Origin of the sequence: Streptosporangium sp. LJ11 (assembly GCF_051918945.1) — a bacterium.
Taxonomy (GTDB): domain Bacteria; phylum Actinomycetota; class Actinomycetes; order Streptosporangiales; family Streptosporangiaceae; genus Streptosporangium.
In genome coordinates this window covers 24,833-46,856 of the sequence record NZ_JBPXMB010000019.1, presented here as the reverse complement: position 1 = coordinate 46,856, position 22,024 = coordinate 24,833, and the positions used below count along the sequence as shown (strand labels likewise).

General features: G+C 72.3%; 17 protein-coding genes. 8 read left to right on the top strand and 9 right to left on the bottom strand.

The features are described 5' to 3' along the window. Positions 1-10 precede the first annotated feature (10 nt). Positions 11-1,468, bottom strand: coding sequence for a S8/S53 family peptidase (locus ACTOQ3_RS26655; protein WP_440086119.1), 1,458 nt, complete (start codon positions 1,466-1,468; stop codon positions 11-13). Between the two features lie 183 nt (positions 1,469-1,651). On the opposite strand from ACTOQ3_RS26655, the gene ACTOQ3_RS26650 reads away from it, so the two are divergent. Then, positions 1,652-4,306 carry a CHAT domain-containing protein gene (locus ACTOQ3_RS26650; protein WP_440086117.1) on the top strand — a complete coding sequence of 885 codons (2,655 nt, stop codon included), beginning with the start codon at positions 1,652-1,654 and terminating at the stop codon, positions 4,304-4,306. 118 nt (positions 4,307-4,424) lie between these two features. Here ACTOQ3_RS26650 and ACTOQ3_RS26645 read toward each other — a convergent pair whose 3' ends face one another. Beyond that, entirely contained in the window at positions 4,425-6,680 is a 2,256-nt protein-coding gene (locus ACTOQ3_RS26645; RefSeq protein WP_440086116.1) for a helix-turn-helix transcriptional regulator, read from the bottom strand. 88 nt (positions 6,681-6,768) lie between these two features. Here ACTOQ3_RS26645 and ACTOQ3_RS26640 point away from each other — a divergent pair, with 88 nt between their 5' ends. Together ACTOQ3_RS26640 and ACTOQ3_RS26635 are read left to right on the top strand one after the other, a co-directional pair. Beyond that, on the top strand, positions 6,769-7,902 hold the full coding sequence (locus ACTOQ3_RS26640) for a M12 family metallopeptidase (RefSeq protein WP_440086114.1): 1,134 nt from the start codon (positions 6,769-6,771) through the stop codon (positions 7,900-7,902). A 353-nt stretch (positions 7,903-8,255) separates the two neighbouring features. Continuing rightward, a complete protein-coding gene (locus ACTOQ3_RS26635) occupies positions 8,256-8,600 on the top strand; it encodes a hypothetical protein (protein WP_440086113.1) in 345 nt (114 codons plus the stop codon). Between the two features lie 71 nt (positions 8,601-8,671). Here the strand turns inward: ACTOQ3_RS26635 and ACTOQ3_RS26630 are convergent, their stop codons facing one another. From ACTOQ3_RS26630 to ACTOQ3_RS26600, 7 genes are all read right to left on the bottom strand, one after another. Then, a complete protein-coding gene (locus ACTOQ3_RS26630) occupies positions 8,672-9,550 on the bottom strand; it encodes an SRPBCC domain-containing protein (protein ID WP_440086112.1) in 879 nt (292 codons plus the stop codon). Continuing rightward, entirely contained in the window at positions 9,543-10,100 is a 558-nt protein-coding gene (locus ACTOQ3_RS26625) for an ArsR/SmtB family transcription factor (RefSeq protein WP_440086111.1), read from the bottom strand. The genes ACTOQ3_RS26630 and ACTOQ3_RS26625 overlap by 8 nt, the downstream gene beginning before the upstream one ends. Before the next feature lie 157 nt (positions 10,101-10,257). Further along, positions 10,258-11,742 carry a glycoside hydrolase family 130 protein gene (locus tag ACTOQ3_RS26620; RefSeq protein ID WP_440086110.1) on the bottom strand — a complete coding sequence of 495 codons (1,485 nt, stop codon included), beginning with the start codon at positions 11,740-11,742 and terminating at the stop codon, positions 10,258-10,260. A gap of 207 nt (positions 11,743-11,949) precedes the next feature. Then, entirely contained in the window at positions 11,950-13,014 is a 1,065-nt protein-coding gene (locus tag ACTOQ3_RS26615) for a glycosyltransferase (RefSeq protein WP_440086109.1), read from the bottom strand. Then, positions 13,011-14,150: a glycosyltransferase gene (locus ACTOQ3_RS26610; protein WP_440086108.1), complete on the bottom strand. Its 1,140-nt coding sequence runs from the start codon at positions 14,148-14,150 to the stop codon at positions 13,011-13,013. The genes ACTOQ3_RS26615 and ACTOQ3_RS26610 overlap by 4 nt, the downstream gene beginning before the upstream one ends. A 189-nt stretch (positions 14,151-14,339) precedes the next feature. Next, on the bottom strand, positions 14,340-15,398 hold the full coding sequence (locus ACTOQ3_RS26605) for a glycosyltransferase family 4 protein (protein ID WP_440086107.1): 1,059 nt from the start codon (positions 15,396-15,398) through the stop codon (positions 14,340-14,342). Positions 15,399-15,480: 82 nt separating this feature from the next. After that, entirely contained in the window at positions 15,481-15,732 is a 252-nt protein-coding gene (locus ACTOQ3_RS26600; protein WP_440086106.1) for a hypothetical protein, read from the bottom strand. A gap of 716 nt (positions 15,733-16,448) precedes the next feature. On the opposite strand from ACTOQ3_RS26600, the gene ACTOQ3_RS26595 reads away from it, so the two are divergent. The 5 genes from ACTOQ3_RS26595 (at position 16,449) to ACTOQ3_RS26575 (ending at position 22,011) form a co-directional block, all read left to right on the top strand. Further along, complete coding sequence (locus tag ACTOQ3_RS26595; RefSeq protein WP_440086105.1) at positions 16,449-17,636, top strand: esterase-like activity of phytase family protein; 1,188 nt, start codon at positions 16,449-16,451, stop codon at positions 17,634-17,636. A 435-nt stretch (positions 17,637-18,071) separates the two neighbouring features. Beyond that, positions 18,072-18,845 carry a MerR family transcriptional regulator gene (locus ACTOQ3_RS26590; protein ID WP_440086104.1) on the top strand — a complete coding sequence of 258 codons (774 nt, stop codon included), beginning with the start codon at positions 18,072-18,074 and terminating at the stop codon, positions 18,843-18,845. A 466-nt stretch (positions 18,846-19,311) separates the two neighbouring features. Beyond that, positions 19,312-19,917, top strand: coding sequence for a GOLPH3/VPS74 family protein (locus ACTOQ3_RS26585; protein ID WP_440086103.1), 606 nt, complete (start codon positions 19,312-19,314; stop codon positions 19,915-19,917). 31 nt (positions 19,918-19,948) lie between these two features. Beyond that, positions 19,949-21,421: an APC family permease gene (locus ACTOQ3_RS26580; protein ID WP_440086101.1), complete on the top strand. Its 1,473-nt coding sequence runs from the start codon at positions 19,949-19,951 to the stop codon at positions 21,419-21,421. Next, positions 21,418-22,011 (top strand): GNAT family N-acetyltransferase, encoded by a 594-nt coding sequence (locus tag ACTOQ3_RS26575; protein ID WP_440086099.1) that lies wholly within the window; start codon positions 21,418-21,420, stop codon positions 22,009-22,011. Before ACTOQ3_RS26580 ends, ACTOQ3_RS26575 begins: the two co-directional genes overlap by 4 nt. Positions 22,012-22,024: the final 13 nt, after the last annotated feature.

The window sequence follows — 22,024 nt, the reverse complement described above, 5'->3', positions numbered from 1 at the left end:
GCAGTGGTTTTCAGTGCCCGGCCGGAACACTTCGCACGCTCGCCGATTTCCAGGTGGAGGGGATGAGAGCCGGGACGGGGATGCTCTGCAGGATGCCGACGGGGGTCTCGTCCAGGAGCCTTCTGGCGGCCTCCCGGGAACCGGTCCCCTCGTGCCGCATCATGTAGTCGGCGATCATGCCCACCACCAGGGGCGTGGAGAAGGAGGTGCCGCTCCACTCCGCCAGGCCGTCGAACACGACGCGCTCGGGAAGCGCGGCCGGCGACGCCTTCGCGTTCTCGCTGAGCTCGCCCCGGTGCGGGGGGAACCGGCAGGTGCAGTCGTACCAGTGGTCGTACCGGCAGCGGGGGAAGGTGGAGTGCTGGTAGTCGTACACCGCGGGGGTGGGGTCCACCGCGGTGAAGGCGCTCACCAGACGCTCACCGGGCGCGTACGTCGTCACCCACGGCCCGTGGTTGCTGAAGCAGGCGCGGTCCGCGCCGTCCTTCCTCAGCGCCCCCACCGACACGACGGCACCGGCGTAGCCGGGGTGGTCGGCGTAGGCCGCGGGCCAGAACCTCACGTCGTTGCCGTTGTTCCCCGCGGCCGCCACGAGCAGCGTCTCGGGGTGCTCCATCAGCGCGTCCATGAAGCGTTCGAGCCCCAGGAGCGTTTCCGAGCACGTGCTCGGCGTCCCCGCGGACAGGCTGATGATGTCGGGCCACCTCCCCTCGGGCAGCATCCCGCCGAGCAGCTTGTCACCCAGGACCTTCTCGCTGATGGCGCCCGCGTTGACGAGCGTCCCGTGCACCGTGACGTCGGTGCCGGGCGCGACGGCGCTGACCAGCCCGGCGATGAAGGTGCCGTGCCCGACGTACTGCTTGAGGACGCCCTCCTTGTCGAGCTCGACCTCCTTGCCCACGCCCTCGACGCGGTGCATCCACGGGTGCGACTTGTAGTTCTCCACCAGCCCGGTGTCGACCACGAGGACGGACACCGGCACGTCTCCCCGGCCGGAGAACTCGGCCACCGCCGGGTTGGGCGGCTGGGACCGGGGCACCGGCACCGGCTCGTCGCCGGGGCAGCAGTTCACCGCGATGGACACGATGTGGTTCCTGGACACCATGCGACGGCTGTTGTCACGCTCCAGGCCCTCGACGGCCCTCAGGGCGTCCGACACGTCCCGGTCGCCGGAACGTTCGCTCCTGTCCGGTTCCCCGACCCTGATCCTGAGCACGCCGCCCGGGCTGTCGTCCCGTTCCACCCGCACGTTCTCGGTCTGGTCGCCGCCGCGATCCCGGACGAACGCGTCCCTGACCACCGAGGCGACCTCGTCGGCGTCGTCGGCGCGGGCGAGGACGTAGCCCTTCTCGTAGAGGAACATGCGCTCCGGACCCTCGAAACCCGCCGCGAGCACGATCTCGTCGCCCATGGCGGCCTGGATCTGGTCGAACTGTTCCTGGAATCTGTCTGGTACCGCACTCGTCATATTCGCCGTCCTCGTCTCGGAGATGTCCTGACGTCGCCACGGGTTAAGAGCCGCCGGTCGTCTCGTTGATACACCCCCCGAGCGGATTTCCGGGCGCGAACGGGAGTCCGAAGCCGGACGGGGGCGTCCTCGGAGGGCTCCACGGCATGGACGCCCTGAACACACCACGTCTAACATCGATCCGTGACCGGGGGAAGCTCGCGGATCCCGCCGCCCGCGGGAGACCCGCTCTCCCTGCTGCCCCTGGTGTTCGCCCGCCCCGCGGACGCGCTGGCCGGAGCGCGGGCCGTGTTGTCGGGGTTGCCGGGGCTGCCGGGGTTGCCGGGCGCGCCCTCGCCGCACGACGCCTCCGTCGCCCACCAGGTGATCGGCATCTGGCATCGCGACTTCGGCGACCTCATGGTGGCGATCGGCCACCTCCGGCAGGCTCGCGCCCTCGCCGCCAGGTCCGGTTCCCCGAACCGCGAGGCCGACGTGCTGGCGACTTTGGGCGCCGCCCTCATCCACGCGGGCCGTACCCGCCAGGGGATGGCGGCGCTGGAGACGGCCGTCGAGAGGGGCAGCGGGGTCACCGGGGCCCGCGTGCTGTTCCGCCGCGGCTACGCCTGGTGGATCCTCGGCGGCCACCGCGAGGCGCTCGACGACCTGCGGCGGGCCATTCCCGCCCTGCGCCGCGCCCAGGACACGATCTGGACCGCGCGTGCGCTCACGCTCAGGGCGACCGTCCACCTGGCCATGGGATCCGTCGAGCGGGCCGAGGCCGACTTCGTCGCCGCCGAGCGGCTGTGGGACACCACCGACCAGGAGCACGACAAGGCCGACGCCGTGGAGAGCCGCGGGCTGGCGGCGTTCAGGTCCGGCGACCTCCCGGCGGCGCTGCGTCTCTTCGACGAGGCCGCGAGTCGCTACGAGGCCCTCGGCACGCCCATGTTCGTGCTGCACATCCGGCGGTGCGGGGTGCTCCTGGCGGCCGGGCTGGCGCGCGAGGCGCTGGAGGAGGCCGACGCCGCCACGGAACAGCTGAACCGCATGGGAGGACAGACGACCCGCAGCGCCGAGCTCCTCCTGATCGCCGCGCGGGCCGCGATCGCGGCGGGTGAGCCGCACGCGGCGATCGCCCGCGCGAGCACGGCCATCCGGCTGTTCTCCAGCCAGCGCCGCGACTGGTGGCAGGCCCACGCCCGGCTGGTGCTGGTCCAGGCCAGGTTCGCGGCGGGAAAGGTCTCCGGCCGCTCGGTGCGCGACGCCGCCGAGGTCGCCGTACGGCTGGCGGAGCTGCGTTCCCCCGAGGCGGTCCAGGCCTCGCTGCTGGCCGGCCGTACCGCCCTCGCCCTGGGCTGGGAGGCCGACGCGGAACGGCATCTGGCCGCCGCGGCCAGGGCCAGGGGACGCGGGCCCGCCTTCGCCCGGGTGGACGGCTGGGTGGCGCAGGCGCTCAGGGCGGCCACGGCGGGACGCACGCGCGGCGTGCTGGACGCCTGCCGCCGGGGGCTCGACCTGCTGGACGAGTACAGGATGACCCTGGGCGCCTCGGAGCTGCGGGCGCGGGCCAGCGCGCAGGGGGCGGAGCTGGCCCTGCTCGCGCAGCGGGCGACCCTCGCCGGGGGGAGCCCGCGCCGGTTCCTCGGCTGGAGCGAGCGCTGGCGGGCCACCGTGCTCGCGGTCCCGCCGACCCGGCCCCCGGACGATCCCGGGCTGCTGCGCGACGTGACGGCCTTCCGCGAGATCAGCAGCCGGGTCGACACGGCGAGGCAGGGGGGCGTGCCGGTCCCCGCGCTGGAGCGCGAGCAGCGGCGGCTGGAGAGGGAGATCCGCGCCCGCACGCTCCGCACCCGCAGCGCGGGCGGTTTCGACGGGCACCGCTTCGACGCGGGCCTCCTGCTCGACGGGCTCGGCGACGGGTGGCTGGTCGAGATCGTCGCCGTCGACGGCGAGCTGCACGTCCTGCTCTGCGGCCGGGGCCGGGTGCGCAGGTTCGCCGCGGGACGGCTGGCCGACGCGGCGATCGACGCCGACCACGCCCGCGCGGGCCTCTCGCGGATCGCGTACGGGGGCTCGGAGGGCAGGTTGCCCGTCCTCGAAGCGGGCGGGCGCCGCCTCCAGGAGTCGCTGCTCGGTCCCGCCGTGCGCCACCTCGGGGACGGTCCCGTGGTCGTCGTCCCGCCGGGCAGGCTGCACGGGGTGCCCTGGGCGCTGCTGCCGGCGCTGGGCGAGCGGGTGCTGAGCGTGTCGCCGTCCGCCAGCGCCTGGCTCCGCGCCCGGCAGATCGAGCCGTCGCCGGCGAAGGAGCGGGTCGTGCTGGTCAGGGGGCCGGGGCTGGCGACGGGCGGTGCCGAGATCCCGCTCCTGGCCGCGCGGTACGGGGAGGCGACCGTGCTGGGGTCGGGCACCGCGGTCGCACCGGCCGTGCTCGCGGCGCTCGACGGCAGCAGGCTCGCCCACATCGCCGCGCACGGCACCTTCCGCTCCGACAGCCCGATGTTCTCCTCCCTGAGGATGGACGACGGCCCGCTCACGGTGCACGACCTCGAACGGCTGCACAGCGCCCCGTACCGGATCGTCCTGTCCAGCTGCGACTCCGGCAGGCTGCAGCCGGTCGGCGCGAACGAACTGCTCGGCCTCGCCGCGGCGCTGCTGCCGCTGGGCACGGCCGGGATCGTGGCCAGTTCGGTGCCCGTCGACGACCAGGCCGTGGTGCCGCTGATGCTCGCCCTGCACGAGGGGCTGCGGCGCGGCCTGAGCATGGCCGAGGCCCTGCGCGACGCCAGGCTGGCGATGCCCGGCGACGCCCTCAACCGGGCGACCGGCTGGTCCTTCTCCGCCATCGGCGGGGCTTGACGGCTCCGGCCGGGTGACGTCCGGTGTCTCCGGCAGGGTGGAGCCTGACGCCTCTGGCCGGGGGACGTCCGGCACCCGGCCGGTCGGGCCGACCGGCGTGCCCGGCCGGCCCGCCGCGTCAGCCGACGGTGAAGAGCCTTCCCAGGTCGGCGCGGTCGCTGCTGCCGAGCCGCGCGTAGGCGTCGCACAGGTGGTTGGCCACCGTACGGATCGACACGGTGAGCTGCTCGGCGATCTGCCGGTTGGTCAGGCCCGCCGCGGCGAGGCTGACGATCTGCCGCTGGCGTGCGGTCAGCCTGGGCAGCGCGAGGTTGACCAGGGCGGAGCTGCGCGCCCCCTGGCAGGCGCCCGCCAGCGCGGAGGCCCGGTTTCTGGAGGACTGCGAGGCTCGCCGGTCCTCGTGGACGAGGGCCGCGTGCGCGAACGCCTCCGCCGCGTGCAGCGTCAGGCCGAGGCCGGCGAGACCACGCCCCACCTCGTCCAGGGCCTCACCGTCGCGCCCGGCCAGCGCTCGGGCGTGCCGCGCCAGCAGGGGGGCGAGGCCTCCCCGCGCGCGGTCGGCCAGCTCCCCGAGCCGGTCGACGACCAGCTCGGGGGTCCCGAGCCGCACCACGTCGTGCAGGGCGAACAGGTCGTCGTCGAGCGGGTCGTCTCCGGCGGCACGCAGCGCGGAGCGCAGGGCACCGTCGAGGTCTCCCTCGGCGGCGAGCGTCCAGGTCCGCGCCCGCTCGGCGGCGAGCGTCCAGGTCCGCGCCCGCTCGGCGGCGAGCGCCCACGACCGTGCGTTCCCCCCGGGTTCCGGTGCCGCCGGGGACACCGAGGATCCCGGGGACCGGTCCTGGGCGGCGGGCCGCGCGCGCGCCCGCGCGTCCCCGCCGGGGGCCGGACCGCGCGACAGGGCCTGCCGCGCGGTCGTCAGGTCGCCGAGGTAGGCGGAGGCGTGCGCGAGCTCGGCCAGGCAGGCGCGGTGGTGGGGGGAACGGCGCAGTCCCTCGCGGCTCCAGGCGACGGCCTCGCGGGTCTCCCCGCGAAGCCGGGCCACCCGGGCGCGCCGCGCGCAGAACTCCGGCATCGCGGGTTCGTCCCAGCCGGTGTCGTCCTCGGCCATCCGCTCGCCGGTGCCGCGCGGTATCCCCGAGAGCCGTCCCGCGTACGCGCGTGCGGTCAGGTCCTCGCACTCGCCCGCCAGCGCCGTGGCCGTTGCCGAGGCCCGCGGGAGCCGTGGCGAGCCGGAAGGACCGCCCGTCCCCGGGCGCCTCGCGGCGGCCCTGAGCACCGGGCCGTGCAGCGGGTGGGCGAGCCGGACCGACAACCGGTCGTCCACGGTGACCAGCCCCTTCGCCCGCAGGCGTTCGAGGACGCCGAAGGCGGTCCCGGCGCCCGGCGCGTCCGGGACCGGGCGCTCACCGGACGCGAGGAGCTCCGGGAGCGCGCCGGACGCGACGGGTTCCGAGGGGGCGTCGGACGCGGTGGGGGGTTCCTGCGGTTCGCCGGACATGACCAGCCTCAGCGGCCTGCCGGACGCGATGAGCTCCAGCGCCTCCCGTTCCTCCCCGTCGACGTCGCGGATCGTGTCCTCGACCAGCTCCCTGACGCGCGCCGTCATCGGGGGAGTGCCCCGCCAGGTCCAGGTGCCCGAGACGTTGCTCAGGTCCCCTCCGGCGTGGACGGCGACGACCAGCTCGCGCAGGAGGCGGAGGTCACCGCGGCTCGCCCGGTGCAGGCGCCGGACGGTGAGGGTGTCCACGTAGCCGCCCACCGCCCGGGACAGCAGTTCGCCGCACTCGCGCTCCGTCATGGGGACCAGCGCCACGCGCGGCAGGAGGTTCTCCTTCCAGAGCCTGGAGACGTCCTCCGGCACGGGCACGCCCTCCCGGACCGTGACGAGCAGGCGGGTACGCCCCCTGAGCGCCAGGCGGTGGACGAGCGCGGCCGAGGAGTCGTCGAGGAGGTGGGCGTCGTCCACGACGAGCACGCGCACCCCGTCCAGCGCCTCGACCGGGTCCGGCGGGCAGAGGAGCCCCGCGGGGCGCGGGGAGGATCCCGTGAGGGACGGGGAGACGGGGAGCCCCGCGGAATCCCGGGAGGTGGAAAGCCCGGCGCGGCGCGGGGAGCGGGAGAGGAGATGGGCGAAGGCGGCGAGCGGGGTGTCCAGGGTGTCCGGCGTTCCCGTGATCCGCGCGTGCACCGGCTCGGTCATGGCTTCGGTCACAGTCTCGGGCACGGGTACGGCCTCGGCGGCCAGGCGGCTCCTGCCGCTCCCCGCCGCGCCGGTCACGACGACGCCCCGGCGGCCGGCCGCCAGGTTTCGCCGTACGAGATCGAGTTCCTCAGTCCTGGCCGTGAACGGCCAGGGGGACCGTGGGTTTCTCACAGCGGTATGAGCCGGGCCGCCCGTCCGTGATACACGTGGAATTGAGTAGGCCCTACTCATGCGCGTCCGGGATTCCGTCCCCAGTCTCGTGGCATGTGGACACGGTTTCCTTGATCTCCCCACCCTGCCCGCGGGCGAGGGCCGCCACGCCGCGGGGACGTCGATGAGGGCGGGCGACGGCGAGCGCGTCCGGCACTGCTCGCTCCCGCCGTACCCCGCCTACGCGCCGCCGGACGGGCTCGAGGGGCGGCGGCGCGCGGCCCTGCTCTCGGGGCGGCGGGCGTGGCTGAACGGCACGGTCCTGCACTACTGCTTCCTGGGCGGGCGGCATGACGGCGAGCACGGCGACGGCGGGCAGCGCGACGCCGTGCGCCGGGGGTTCCAGGAGTGGAAGGACCTCGGCATCGGGCTGGAGTTCGCCGAGGTCGCCGACCGTACCGAGGCGGAGGTGCGGATCGGGTTCCGGCGGGACGCCGGATCGTGGTCGGCCGTGGGACGCGACGCGCTCCGCGTCGGGACCGCCTCCCGCACGGTGAACTTCGGCTGGGACCTCACCGGGGCGTCCGGCCGGGGCACCGTGCTGCACCAGATCGGCCACGTCATCGGCATGGTCCACGAGCACCAGAGCCCGTACTCGGGCATCCTCTGGGACAAGGAGGCCGTCTACGAGGACTTCGCGGGGCCGCCGAATCTCTGGCCGAGGTCGCGGACGTTCCACAACGTCATCCGCAGGCTCGACGAGAGCGAGGCGAACGGCCCCGTATGGGATCCGCTGTCCGTCATGGGATACCGGCTCGGCCCGGGGCTCATCCTGGAACCCTCGTGCCACCGGGCGGGGATCGTGCCGCCGGGCACCGTCTCCGGGCCCGACGCCGCGTTCGCCCGCCGCTGGTACCCGCCCCCGGGAGCCGAGCCGCCCTCCGAGCTGCGGCCGTTCCGTTCCGCCCCGCTCGGCACCGGGGCGGGGGAGCAGCGCGACTTCGTGATCACACCTCGCGCCACCCGTGACTACACCGTCGGTGTCTTCGGCGAGTGCGACACGGTGCTGGTGTTGTTCGAGGAGGTCGGCGGCGACCCGCGCTATCTGGCGGGCGACGACGACGGCGGGCGCCCGCGCAACGCGTCCCTCCGCGTCCACCTGCTCAGGGACCGCCGCTACGTCCTGCGCGCGCGTGTCCACTCCTGTTGGGGACCCGGCCAGGCCGCCGTCATGTGCTGGTGAGCGCCGGGTGCCGGAACTGTCGTACGCGTCGTGCAGGATCGCCGGCGCCGGCGACGGGCCGGCGAGGTGGCGACACGGAGGCGACCGTGGCGAGAGTGACGACGCCGGAGGGAAACGACGACCACTACGGGGTGACGATGCTCGACCCCGAGGAGAACGAGTTCTGCGTCAGCTAGATCTCCGGTATATGTCCGGCGTTTCCGCAGTTCATCTTTCCGGAGCGGGAAAAGGCGGGTCGGAGTCGCGCGCAGTCATCCGAATGAATGGTTTTCCTCGCATATCGCGGGGCAGGTGGCCGACGGTCGGAAAAGACGGGTTTCGTTCATAGGCGGCGGGGATGGGGGACGATCCTGATGAGCGACAACATAATTTTAACGGTGATCAACTGGGCTGTTCTGGTCCTCGGATGCGTGATGGTCGCACAGAGCGTCTACACGCTGGCGACAGGCCGGTTCCCTCCCCTGTACTCCAAGGGCGACCGGGCGTTGCCGGTGCGGCCGTACGCGTGGTACCTGCTGCTCTTCTGGTTGGCCCTGGTCGCGTTGGCGTTGCCGCAGGTGCTGGACTGGCCGAGCGAATGGCGGATCGTCTCCCTCGTGTTCGTCGTCGCCTTCGTGGCGGGAGCGGTCGTCGTAAGGATGAAGATGAAGAAGGCGGAGCGCTCCATGGAATCGGGTGACACTCACCGGACCCCGTGACATTCACGAGGTCGTGTGACGGGGGTGACGGAGGGGCGTGACCGGCATGCCGCCGATCCCGCCCCTCGTGGTCAGCCGCTCACCTCTGTCTGCTCCGGCGAGCCCGGAATGCTCGCGTCGAGCCAGATCGGGCGCCAGTCGCTCAGCTCGTGGAAGCGGCGCAGCTCGGCGATGCCGCTGAGCCAGCCCATCCACCCGGCGTACGGGGGGTTCTTCTCGTCGAAGCCGCTCTCCACGAAGGTGAGCCGTGTCGCGCCGCCCGAATCCTCCAGCTCCCAGCTGGAGACGCCGAGGCCCGGCCACTCCAGGGAGAGGCCGCGGCCCGGCTCCAGCGCGACGACCTTCGCGGGCGTGTCGTTGGCCTCGAAGCCGCCCATCGCGAACCGCCCGCCGACGTACGGCTCGAGGTCGACCTTGTAGCCGAACCACCGGCTGAACTTCTCCGGGTCGACGAGCGAGTCGAAGACCGCCTCCGGCGAGCCGCCGATGACGAGCTGCTCCCGCATGATCGGGGAGGTGAAGTCGGCCTTCGGGGTGAGCCCGCGGCCCTCCAGGTGGTCGACCAGGTTCGCGATCGACAGGCACCAGAACGTCTGCAGCGTCCCCAGGACTCCGCCCTCGGTCATCGCGGACTCCTGGTCGAAGTGGGTCTGCGTCAGCGTCACGATGGTCGACTCCGCGCTCTCCTCCTCCAGGCTGATCTCGACGGTCGTCTCCTCGCCGCCGAGCAGCCAGGAAAAGCGCAGCGTGTGGTCGTCGACGTGCAGCGGCCGCTGGTGGGGCGCCGCTCCGTCGGGGGTGTGACGCCCCCAGAACGCGTACCGGTGCGGCAGCTCGACCTCGGCGTGCTCGGCCAGCCAGACGCGCAGCTCGCCCGGGTCGGTCAGGGCGTGGTGGACTGCCTTGAGCGGTGCGGTCACGCGCGCGCTCAGCCTCATCGGCTCACTCACGGGGTTCTCCCTTGGGGTAGCAGGCGACGGCGAGCTTGAAGGCGTCCCCTTCGGTGCCGCCGTAACGGGTGAAAAGGTCTTGCAGCGCCGCCTGGAGGTCGTTCAGGAACTCCTGACGCCGCTCGGGGAGCATGCGGATCTCGCCGGACACGCCGATGGACGGCAGCTCCGGCGCGGTCCTGTCGAGCGCGCCGATGTCGGCCTGGACCTCCTCCATGAGGTCCAGCAGGTAGCCCAGGCCCAGGTCGTCCCGGGTCGTGCGCAGGCCGATCCGGCCGACGAGGCGGGGCGAGAGCCAGTAGGAACGGGCGCTCGCCTGGTAGACGCCCTCGTGGATGCCGCGCACCCTGCGCTCGGTCACCTGTGTCACCAGGCCCGCCTCGACCAGGCGTTTGACGTGGTAGTAGACCCGCTGCGGGGTCTGGTCGAGCAGAGCCGCCACCTCGGTGCACGAGCGCGGCTCGGCGAGTTGCCGCAGCACCTCGATGCGCTGCGGTTTGAGCAGGGCCTCGGCCTGCTCGATCTGCTCCAGGTACAGGACGTCTCTCATCGCAAAATCAAGCTTGTACGTAAAATTATATTTTGTCAATGGTCGGCGCGGAGGGGCTCGCCCGGCGTCTCCCCGCGGCGACCGGTCAGGCGGGCGAGAGGAAGGCGGCCAGGAGACCAGAAGACCAGAAGAGCAGGGCGGGCGGGAGGTGCGGGGCTCACCTGCCTTCCGGGGACGATCGCATCGCCCCCAGAAGGGTGTCGAGGGTCACGCGGGCGAATCCGATCCGGGCGTCGCTCGCCCCGTACGGCAGCCACAGGGCGCCCGCGTGCAGCAGGCCGCCGCAGGAGTACACGACGTTGGGCACGTACCCCTCGCGCTCGGTGTCGCCGGGGGTGAGGAGCGTGCCCGGCAGCTCGGCGATGACGCGGCGCGGCTCGTCCAGGTCGAGCAGCAGCGCGCCGATGGCGTAGCGGCGCATCGGGCCGACGCCGTGGGTCAGGACGAGCCAGCCGGCCTCGGTCTCCAGGGGGGATCCGCAGTTGCCGACCTGGATCAGCTCCCAGCCGCTGCGGGGGGTGTGGAGCGGTACCGGGCGCCGCCACCTGCTGTCCTCGCCGAGGGAGGTCAGGCCGATGGTCTCGCCGTCGGAGCGGCACAGCGCCAGCCGGCGCCCGCCCACCCGGCGCGGGAACAGCGCCATCCCCTTGTTGACGGCGGCGGGCCCGCGCAGCGGGGTGACCTCGAAGGTACGCAGGTCGTCGCTGGCGAGCATGTGCGAGCGGATGTGCCGCCCGTCGTAGGCGGTGTAGGTGGCGCGGTACGAGGGCGTGCCGTCCTCATCGACGATCCTCACGAAACGGGCGTCCTCCATCCCGTTGCTCTCGGCCGCGGTGGCGGGCCAGAGCACCCGCCGCTCGATCGGGACGTCGGCGGGGAAGGTCACGGCGTAGTCGGCGGCGGTCGCCCGGCGCAGCTCCTCCACGGTGCCGTGCGTGGTGGTGCGGGTGAGCAGGTCGGTGGGGAGCCGGGCGACCGCCTGCTCGAAGTCGTCGTCGTCGAAGAGGTCGGGCAGCGAGCCCAGCACGGTGGCGGAGACCTCGTTGTCCCAGCCCTCGTCGGTGAGCGCGGCGGCGAGCAGGTCACGCCGGTGGGGGACCCCGTGCCGAGGGCCGGCGGCCAGCGGTCCCGAGCGGTCGGCGACGACGAGCTCGTCGCCGGGGCCGAGCACCGCCGTGACGAAGCCGATGGACGACAGGTGGCCCTCGCCGATCTGCCGCGTGCTGATCACCACGCGCAGCCGTCCCGGGCTCAGGCCGGACTGGTCGGGGTGGGCGACCATCGAGGGGTTGCACAGCGCGGCGCCCTCCACCGCGTACTCGTGGCTGAAGTAGGCGCCGACCAGCAGGCGGGCCGCCGGCCGCAGGTCGACATGGCTCGGGACCCGGTAGCGGACCAGGTCGTAGTGGTGCAGGAAGGTCGTCGCGAGGTCGCGGTGCCGGTCGCCGAACCCCCGCAGCGTCTCCTCGAGGAGCGCGGCGGTCTCGTCGTGGCCGAGAAGCGTGATGCGGTCGATCAGGGCGGCGGCCCGGCTGCGCGCCAGGGCTGCGTCCTCGCCGGGCACGAACAGCTTGATGATCACTCTTCGCGGGTCGGGGGCGAGGGTCTGGTCGAGCCGGGTGGCCAGGTCCCTGATGGTCATGGCACCTCGTTCAGGGGTCTCGGGGCCGGGACGCCGTGCCTTCCGGGGGAGGCCGTCGGGGCGCGGCACCTTCCGGAGGGCACGGCCGGGACGCGGCGTCCTCCAAGGAGCGCGGTCGGGACGCGACGCCGTGTGAAGGTCGCGCCATATCCCGTCATGACACCCATGACATCATCCCGCCGGTCCCGTGACCAGGGCACGATGCCTTCAGACGACCTCACTCCGTTCGCTCACCAGGTGCTCGGCGTGCTGCAGGGTGGAGATGAGCGCGATGGTCGACTCCGCGCCCTGGTTCAGATTGGGCCCGTACAGGGTCAGGCCGTCGTAGCCGCCGCCGGTCGCGGTGTCCCACATCGCCGTACCCCGGTCGTTGGCGCCCTGGAACCACGCCGACGCCCGCCACACCCCCGCCTGCCAGGCGGGGTCGCCGGTGACGGCGCCCGCCGTGGCGCAGGCGTCGGCGAGCGCGGCGACCTCGATCGGCTGCTGGTCGTAGCGGTCCCGCGGCGCGTGCCGCCGCCAGCCCGCGACGGGCACGACCGACAGCCGCCCGTCCCTGGTCTGGATGTCGTGGAGCCAGGTCAGCATCCGCAGGCCGTCGGCGAGCATCGAGTGATCGCCGCCGAGGTGGCCCGCCGCGATGAGCACCTCGGCGAGGGCGGCGTTGGCGTACGTCAGCCGGGGCTGCGGCCACGGCCAGTCGGGGTCGGCCGGGGGGACGCCGACCGCGCGGGCGGCGTCCGCGAGCAGGGCCGCGGCCGGGGCGTTGTCCGGTATGACGCGCAGGACCTCCGCCGCGCCGAGCCCGGCGAACGCCATGGCGCGCGGATGCGTGGACCGCCTGGTGGCGCCGAGGGCGAAGGAGATCAGGGCCTCGTCGCGGATCCACGGGGCGGGGTTGCGGGCCGCCGCGGTGCCCAGGCCCCACAGCGCCCGGCCCCACCAGTCGCCGAGACCGGGCTCGTCGGTCCAGCGCCGGTCGTGGGAGAGCCGGTTGTGGAACGCGCCGGAGCCGTCCTGCGCGTGCGTGAGGAAGGCCAGGTAGCACTCCGCGAGCCGCCGCACCTCGGGGGCCGGCGCCGGTTCGCGGCTGGTGACGACGAGCCCGCGGGCGACGTCGTCGGTGCAGTAGCCGTGCTGGCGGCGGACGACGGCGTGCCTGGCGTGTTCGAACAGGCCGGTGTCGTCGCTCAGCCGCGCCAGGTGCCGGAAGCCGGGGATGGCGGAGGCGACCATGGGGGCCGTGTGGGGGGCGGGGGTCGCGGGGGTCACGGCAGGGCCACCGCCACGGCCGCCGGGCGTCTGGTGAGCAGGCCCCGGGCGAGGTCCTCGTAGCGCGCCGCCACGGCGGGCCACAGCAGGGTCGGGACCAGGGCGTGGGTACGGTTCCTGAGGTCCTCGGCCAGGCCGGGCTCGGTGAGGATCCGGCGTACGGCCGCGGCGAGCGCCGCGGGATCCTCGTGGGGGACGAGCAGGCCGGGCCCGCCGGTGAGCAGTTCCACGGCGTGCGGGAAGGACGTGGCGACCACCGGCACCCCGGCGGCCACCGCCTCGATCAGGACACCGGAGGTCACCTGCTCGTGCGAGTCGTACGGCAGCACGACCACGTCGGCCGAGCGGACCAGCCGGATCAGCGAGGCCTGGTCGCGGTAGACCGGGTCGTACCGCACGGAGGCGGCCACGCCGAGCCGCGCCCCCATCCGCTGCAGCCGGTCGCGGTAGGCCTCCCCGTGGTGTTCGAGCACCTTGGGGTGGGTCTTGCCCGCGATCGTGTACGTGGGCGAGGGGGAGAGGTCCCCCAGCAGGGCGAGCGCCTGCAACGCCCACTCGATGCCCTTGCCGGGGCCGATCAGCCCCCAGGTGAGCAGGTGCGGCCGCAGGCGGCGCTGGGCCGGGACGCGCATGTGGTCGGCGGCTCCGTGCGGGATGACCGACACCTTGCCCGGGTCGACGTGGTAGCCGGCGAGCAGCCGGTCGCGGGCGGTGCCGGTCATGGTGACCACCGCGCCGGCGGCGTCCACGATCTGCTCGAGCAGTCTTCGCTGCCGGGGGGTCGGCCGGGTCAGCACGGTGTGCAGGACCACGATGCTCGGCACCATGAGATGCCGCAGCAGCGGCAGGACGTCCTGGCCGTCCTGGCCGGGGTAGATGCCGTACTCGTGCTGGACCACCGCCACGTCGAACCGCTCCAGGGCGGAGGTCGCCGCCTTCCAGCTCTCGCGCCCGCCGGGGGCCCAGGTGTGCACGACCCCGGGCACGGCGCGTTCGTCGTCGCCGTCCGTGGTGACGCGGACGATCCCGCCGCGGGTGCCCCCCTCGGTGAGGTGGGCGGCCAGGGCGGAGTTGAAGGTCGCGAGCCCGCACTGCGTGGGCGGGTGGGTGCTGAGAAATCCATATGTACAGGCCACTGCCAAGCCTTCCGGTCATCGGCCGCCCCGGCTCACGGATGCGGACCTCACGGGATGAAGACGTCCATCGGCCGGCGTGGTGGCGGATGGAACCGAAGCCTGGCGCCGGGGGCCGTCCTCATCGGGGCCCGGCTGCCGCGACCCCGCAGAGGACCGCGGGGGCTACGTCACTCCGACAGTATCAGGGGATTACGCTCGGTCCACTATGTCGCGGTAGATGCGTAAATAATTGGTCACCATTCTCTCCACCCCGAATCTGCGTTCGGCCTGGGCGCGGCAACCCGCCCGGTCGATCGTGCCGACGCGCGAAACGGCGGAGACGGCCTCCTCGACGGTGTCCACCAGGAAGCCCGTCACGCCCGGATCCACGACCTCGGCCATCGACCCGCGCCGGTAGGCGACCACGGGGGTGCCGCAGGCCATCGACTCGACCACCGACAGGCCGAAGGGCTCGTCGAACGCGATGGGATGCAGCAGGGCCGCGCTTCCGCCGAGGATCTCGGCGCGCCGCTCGGGGCCGACCGAGCCGAGGAACCTGACCCGCTCGCCGTCGACGTGCGGGGCGACCCGCTCGTCGAAGTAGCGCCGGTCCTGGACGATCCCGCAGACGGTCAGCGGCAGCCCGGCCCGCCGCGCGATCTCGATCGCCGTGTGGGTCCCCTTGTCGGGATGGACCCGGCCGAAGACGACCAGCCCTCGGCCGCCGTCGGGGTCGAAGGGCAGGAGCCCGAGGTCGATGCCGTGGTGAACCGTGGCGACGTAGTCGAGCCGGGGGGAGCGGTCGGCGTCGGAGATGGAGACGTAGGCCGATCGGGCACGGGCGTAGGCGGGCAGGATCCCCGCCCCGGAGAACCCGTGGATCGTGGTGAGCAGCGGAGCGCGGCAGTGGCCCGCGAAGGCCAGGGGCAGCCAGTCGAGGTGGCTGTGGACGAGGTCGAACTCGGCGGAACGCCCCAGCGCGTGCGCGACGTGCATCGCCTCCCACACCCGCCCGTCGAGGGACGGATCCTCGGCGTACCCGGTGGGGCAGACCCCGTCGAGCGTCCCCGAGGTGATCGAGTCGAGGGTGGCGAAGAGCGTCACGTCGACGCCCCTGGCGGTCAGTCCCTCGGCGAGCAGGCTGGTGACCTGCTCCCACGGCCCGTAGTGGCGCGGCGGCGTACGCCAGGCGACCGGTCCCAGCAGGGCCACCTTCAGCGGAGCCGGCTCCGGCGCCGCCTCTGCCGGAGCCGCTTTCGCCGGAGTCACCTTCGGCGCGCCCCCCTCAGGCGAAGCCGCCCTCACCGGTCACCGGATCCGGTGCGTACCCGTCCCAGGCCCTCCCTCGACCTCACAGATTCACCCCTCTGCCGGACTGGTAAGGACAGAGCCAGGCAAAAACCACGCTGTTGAAATTCACCAGCATGGTGTGGGGTGTCCGCCCGGCCGTTTCGGTGACCTGGAGCCTGACCACCGACCCGTCCCGCATCCAGCCCGCCACCTCGTCCTCGGTGGGCTCGTGTCCGTGCAGGCGCAGCATCAGGTCGTGGGGCTGCCCGGCGATTCGCAGGTGCAGCTCGCACGCGGGCTCGGTATCCGCCATGTTTCGCCGTCCAGATGTCCATGTGGAGTAGACCCGGCGGAGTTGTCGGCGTCCTGTCGAGCGTACTCCTCGCGCCGGAGGCCACCCCGAGCGGGCGAACGACCACCATGATCGTCGACCCGCTGACGCTCCGACCAGCCGACTCGCCGCCCCGCCGGCTCATCACCCCGCCGAGCACCTGGTCAAACCCCCTCCCTCTCATGCCCGCGAACCGGGACAAGAACGTCAGCGAGCCAGATCGGCCCTCGGCACCTTGCATTCGTGTACGCGTCACCGCGATCGATAGATAAACCCCGGAACGGTATTTCACCCGTCAGGGTGGCTTCTCCGCGTCATGACGGGTCGATCGCCATCCAATCCGGTGCAATTCACGCACGGGAAACGGCCCGAGCCGTCGCCGTGCGGATGCGCGCCACCTCGGCCGGATCCGTGCGGACGCGGCGTCGCGGGCGTCGCCGGATGTCCGTGCGTGTACGCGTTCCGGGTGTGAGCTGCCCGTACGGCGCCGTCCCCGACATCCTTACCTGCAGGTTTTGAAGCGGCTTGCCCTTATCGCCGACTTGGTGATGGAAATGCGTGACAAATGGCTTATTCTGCTCTGTCATTGAGCGGCCAATGGGCATTGAATTGTTGATTCTCGTGGAAATTTTCCGCAATCCGCGGTCTCATATTCCAGCCAGTTCTTTCGGGATCATTACTGGGAAGAGGAGAGTCATATGACCAATTCGCGAAGAATCACGGCACTCGCGGCCGCGCTCGCGACGGCGGTCAGCCTCGGGGCCGCCGGTGCGCAGGCGTCGGCGACGGCCGCGGAGTCCTCGGTGGTGGCCGCGCCTCCGGCGCAGGGGCTCCGGATCACCCGCTTCCTCGGCGAGCAGCGCCTGCCACACAGGATGCGGTTCCGGGGGACCACCGTCGGCGGCCTCTCCGGTCTCGACCGTGACCCCCGCACCGGCACCTGGTACCTCATATCCGACGACCGGTGGCGCTACAACCCGGCCCGCTTCTACACCGGCCGCTTCGACATCCACCCGGTCACCGGGGCGTTCACCGGGGTGAACCTCACCGGGGTCACCACCCTGCGGCGTCCCGGCGGGAGCTCCTACCCGGCCTACGGCCGGCCCAGGTCCGCCGATCCCGAGACGATCCGCTACGACCGGTGGAGCCGCAGGGTGCTGTGGGCCAACGAGGGCGACCGGCCGGACGCGGAGAACCCCGACATCCCGGTGTCCGACCTGTCCGTCCGCTGGACCAACAGCGAGGGCCGCTACCTCGGGGAGCTGCCGGTTCCCCGCAACCTGAAGATGACCGCCACCACCAGCGGCCCCCGGCGCAACTTCGGGTTCGAGGGGCTGACCTCCACGGAGCGGACCATCGCGGCCGTCACGGAAGGCCCGCGATACGAGGACGGCGCGCCGCCGACCGTCAGCCGGGGCGCCACGGCCCGCATCACCGTGTGGGGACGCGACGGCCGGCCGCGCGGGCAGTACGCCTACCCGATCGACAAGCTCCCGGCGGCGCCGATCCCGGCGAACGGCAAGTCCGACAGCGGGGTCTCGGAGATCCTGGCGATCGACGACAACCGCTACCTCGCCCTTGAGCGCTCCTGGATCGAGGGCGTCAACTACAAGGCCAAGCTGTACGAGATCGACCTGCGCGGCGCCACGAACGTGCTGACCCGCGACAGCCTGGCCGCCGGACGCCCGTACCGCCCGGTTTCCAAGCGTCTCGTCACCGATTTCGGCAGGGTGCGGCTGCCGTTGCAGAATCTGGAGAGCCTCGCCTGGGGGCCGCGCCTGCGCAACGGCGAGTGCACGCTGGTGGTCGGCTCCGACGACAACTTCGACAGCAACGAGGCCACCCAGTTCCTGGCCTTCGCCGCCCGGGGCTGCGACGGCCGTTGAGATAGCACCGGGCGACCGGTGCCCACGCCGGCCACGAGGTGACGGCGGCTCGATCGAGAAAGAACCCGGGCGTGGCCGGGACCCGCGACACGGGTCCCGGCCACGCCTGCTGTTCCGCCGTCCCCGCCGCCCGGGGCTGCGACGGCCGTTGAGATAGCACCGGGCGACCGGTGCCCACGCCGGCCACGAGGTGACGGCGGCTCGATCGAGAAAGAACCCGGGCGTGGCCGGGACCCGCGACACGGGTCCCGGCCACGCCTGCTGTTCCGCCGTCCCCGCCGCCCGCTCGTCCGGTCGTCGCGGGAGGCGCGGCGGTCCGGCACCTGACCGGGTCTCCGTCTCCCGTGCCGGGGCCGGTCCCCGCGGCCCACGGGCGGATCGGGAGACGGCGGTCCGGCTGGACCCTCCCACCGCGGGAACCTTCATTCTGGTGAGGTGAACGAGGGACACCTGCCGATCGGGCGGTTCGCACGGCTGTGCCGGCTCAGCGTCAAGCAACTGCGCCACTACGACGAGCTGGGCCTGCTGGCCCCGGCGTATGTCGATCCGGACACCGGCTACCGCTACTACCGGCCCGACCAGGCGCGCCCCGCGATGCTGATCGGCCTGCTGCGCTCCCTCGACGTACCCCTCCCCTCGATCGGGCGGGTGCTGTCCGGTGAGGCGGGCGTGCTCGGCGGCGTGCGCGACCGCATGGAGGCCGAGCTGGCGCGCCGAGAGCGCAACTTCGCCGCGCTCGAACGCATCCTGTCCGAGGGCCTGCCCCGGCCGGAGGTGACGGTCGTCCGCGAGCCTGCCCGGCGGGTGGTCGTCGTACGGGACACCGCGCCTCAGGAGCGGATCGGCGCGGTCACCTCGGCGTGCGTGGCCCGGTTGCTCGCGGCGGCGGGCGTGCCGGACGGGCTGCTGGTCGGCCTGTTCCCGCTCGACATGGCGGAGGAGGTGGCCGTGGCCGTCGCGCTGGAGACGTCCGAGGACGTCCCGGGGACGTCCTCGGACGTCCTGCCGGGCGGTCTGTACGCGTCGGCGACCCATATCGGGGCGTACGACCAGATCCCTCTCACCACACACGCGTTGCTCGCCTGGGTGGGCGAGCGCGGGCACATGCCTGCCGGCCCGCTGCGGGAGGTGTACGTCTCCAACCCCGCCACCACGCCACAGGACCGGCTGGTGACACATCTGATGATCAAACTGAATGACCCGGAATGAACGGGTGTCCGGCCGCCGGCGATCCAGAAGCGGCCGAGTCCGGCCCCGCGCGGGCGCGTGCGCCCCGCTATCACCCCGGGCGGAGACCCGAAAGCCGCCCCGGCATTACGTCGGTCCTAAAATGCCAAAAGTGTTCGCATCAAAGTACCGCGACGATTCATCGGGATTCGTGGACCTCCTCTTTCGGGAGCCGCCTGACCGGGGTTGTTCCGGCTCCCGAACTCCTTGGCCCGTCGCTTCCCGGCACCTGCCTGCTGATGGCCAAAAATAAGTAAATTTCTGGATTCGTTGGAGTCGTTGAGGTGTCCTCGGCATGGCTCCGGGTTCTTGGCCATCTTCCCGCTTCTTTGATTCTCGTCGGGTTCATCTATGTCCGCCGCTAGAACTTTGTTCGCATAATGACAAATTTAATGATTTAGCTATACGATCGCCGTTCGTGGTTGGAGTTGATCTTTCAGGAACCCGATTGGCAGACGACCTGTTCTTTGTCGTGCATGACAACGCGACCGGCCGGATGAGGCTTCACGCCCGTCTGACCGGTCTCGGGCTGGCCGCCGCCGTACTGGGAGAACTGATGCTCGCCGGGCGGGTGACCGTGGGATCGGCGGCGGGACAGGTGCGGCTCGTCGTCCTCGACGCGGCGCCGCCTCAAGACGCGCTCACCCGGACCGCCCTGGGGCACATCGTCGCCGAACCCTCGCACCGCTTCCGTACCTGGCTGCAGTTCCTCGCCCGTACTGCACTCGCCGACGTGGCGGCCCGGATGACCGCCGACGGGCTGCTGCGCCCGCCCGGCAGGCGCCCGTCACGGAGACGGGTACCGGTCGACGTGAACGTCGCGGGGTGGCCCGTCGGGCGCGTCAACCTGGCGATCCAACGCCGTGAGCCACTCAACGCCCAGGACCGCGTCCTGCTGGGGCTGCTCGTCGCGACCGGCGGCGACCAGCTCGTCCTGTGGGAGCAGAACCCGGCGTACCTCTCCGCGGCGATCGCCGCCCTTCCGGCGCCGCTCCAGGAACTGATCGCCCAGACCGAGGCCGCCGTCGGCGACGCCGTCATCACCCGCCGGTGAGCCCACCCCCCTCATTCCAAGGAGTCCCTCGATGTCCGTGACAGAGCAGAGAACCGGCGCGGTCTCCGCCGCGCTGGCCCAGGACCGCCTTGGCGTGCCCTCCGTGGTCTTCTTCGTCATCTCGGCGGCGGCGCCGCTCACCGTCATCGGCGGCTCGGTGACCGCCGCCTACGCCGCGACCGGCGTGACCGGCGTGCCGCTCGCCTTCATCCTGCTCGGGGGCATCCTGGGCCTGTTCGCCGTCGGCTACGTGACGATGGCCCGCCACGTCGTCAATGCCGGGGCGTTCTACGCGTACACCGCGAAAGGGCTCGGCAGGCCGGTGGGGGTGGCGACCGCGTGGGTCGCGTTGCTGGCCTACAACGCGCTCCAGGTGGGTCTCTACGGAATGATCGGCGCGGCCGCCCAGCCGCTGATCGCCGGCTGGTTCGGCAGCTCCCCGCCCTGGTGGGTCATCGGGCTGGTCGCCTGGGTGCTGACCGGGGCGCTCGGCCTCATGCGGGTCGACGTGAACGGGAAGGTCCTGTCGGTCCTGCTGCTGACGGAGATAGCCGTCGTCGTCCTGTTCGACATCGCGGACCTGGTCAACCCGTCGGCCTCGGGCTACAGCCTCGACGTCTTCGACCCGTCGAACCTCTTCGTCCCCGGGATCGGAGCGGTGGTCGCGATCTGCATCGCGTCCTTCGCGGGTTTCGAGTCGTCGGTGGTGTTCTCCGAGGAGACCAAGGACCCGAGGCGCACGGTGCCGATCGCGACCTACGTCGCGCTCGCCGTCATCTCCGGGCTCTACGCCGTGTCCTCCTGGGCGATGACCGTGCCGATCGGCTCGGACAAGATCGTCGAGACCTCGCGCGAGCAGAGTTCGAATCTCCTGTTCAACCTGGCCGGGCAGCACCTGGGGGCGACCATCGCCACCATCGGCTCCCTGCTCTTCGTGACGAGCCTCTTCGCCGCGCTGATCGCCTTCCACAACACGATCTCCCGCTACGTCTTCGCCCTCGGGAGGGAAAGGGTCCTGCCCGAGACCTTCGGCCGTACCTCCCCCCGGACCGGTGCCCCGGTCAACGGCTCGGTGGCGCAGAGCGTCATCGGGCTGGCCACGATCGTCATATACGCGATCTTCGACCTGGACCCGGTCATCCAGCTGTTCTTCACCGTCGGGTCGTTCGGCGGCCTGGGACTGCTCATGATGCTGGCGGCCACCTCGGTCTCCGTGCTGGTCTTCTTCGCCAAGAACCCCCACGAGGAGAACGCCTGGCGGACCCGCATCGCCCCGGTCATCTCCTCCGTCCTGCTGTTCGTCGTCATCGTGCTCGTCCTGCTCAACTTCGACACCGTGCTCGGCGTGGCCCCCGACTCCCCGCTCCGCTGGATCATGCCCGCCATCTACTTCGTCGCCGCGGGGTTCGGCGTCATGTGGGGACTCGCCCTGCGGGCCAGGCGGCCGAAGGTGTACGCCAACATCGGCCTGGGCGCCCAGGCGGCCGTGGGAGGGAACGAATGACCGAGATCATTCGCATCCAGAACGCTCCCGGGGTCGCCGAGACCATCGGCGCGATCATCGCCACCTCCTTCCACGAGCAGGAGGTCTCGGCTTGGATGATCCCGCCGGAGGAGGACCGCCGCCGGGTGATGCCCCCCTTCTTCTCCATGCTCAGCGAAGGCGCCCTCACTCACGGCGAGGTCCACGCGACGGCCGACATGTCCGCCGTGGCCGTGTGGTACCACAAGGGGGTCGAGCCGCTTCCCGAGATCCCCGACCGGGCCGCCCGGGTGGAGGCGTTCGCCGGGCCCCACGCGGAGCGCATCGAGCAGATGGGCGAGGAGATGGACCGGCGCCATCCCCACGAGCCACACCACTACCTGGCGTTCCTCGCCGTGCTTCCCGGACATCAGGGACGGAAGACGGGGACCCGGCTGCTGGAGGGGTACCACCGCGGGCTCGACGAGGCGGGGACACCCGCGTACCTGGAGGCCAGCAGCACTCGCAGCCGCAGGCTCTACCTGCGGCACGGCTACCGGGACCTCGGCGACCCGCTGGTCCTGCCCGGCGGCCCGCCGATGTTCCCGATGTGGCGCCCGCCGAACCCCTGATTCCGGCGCGCCG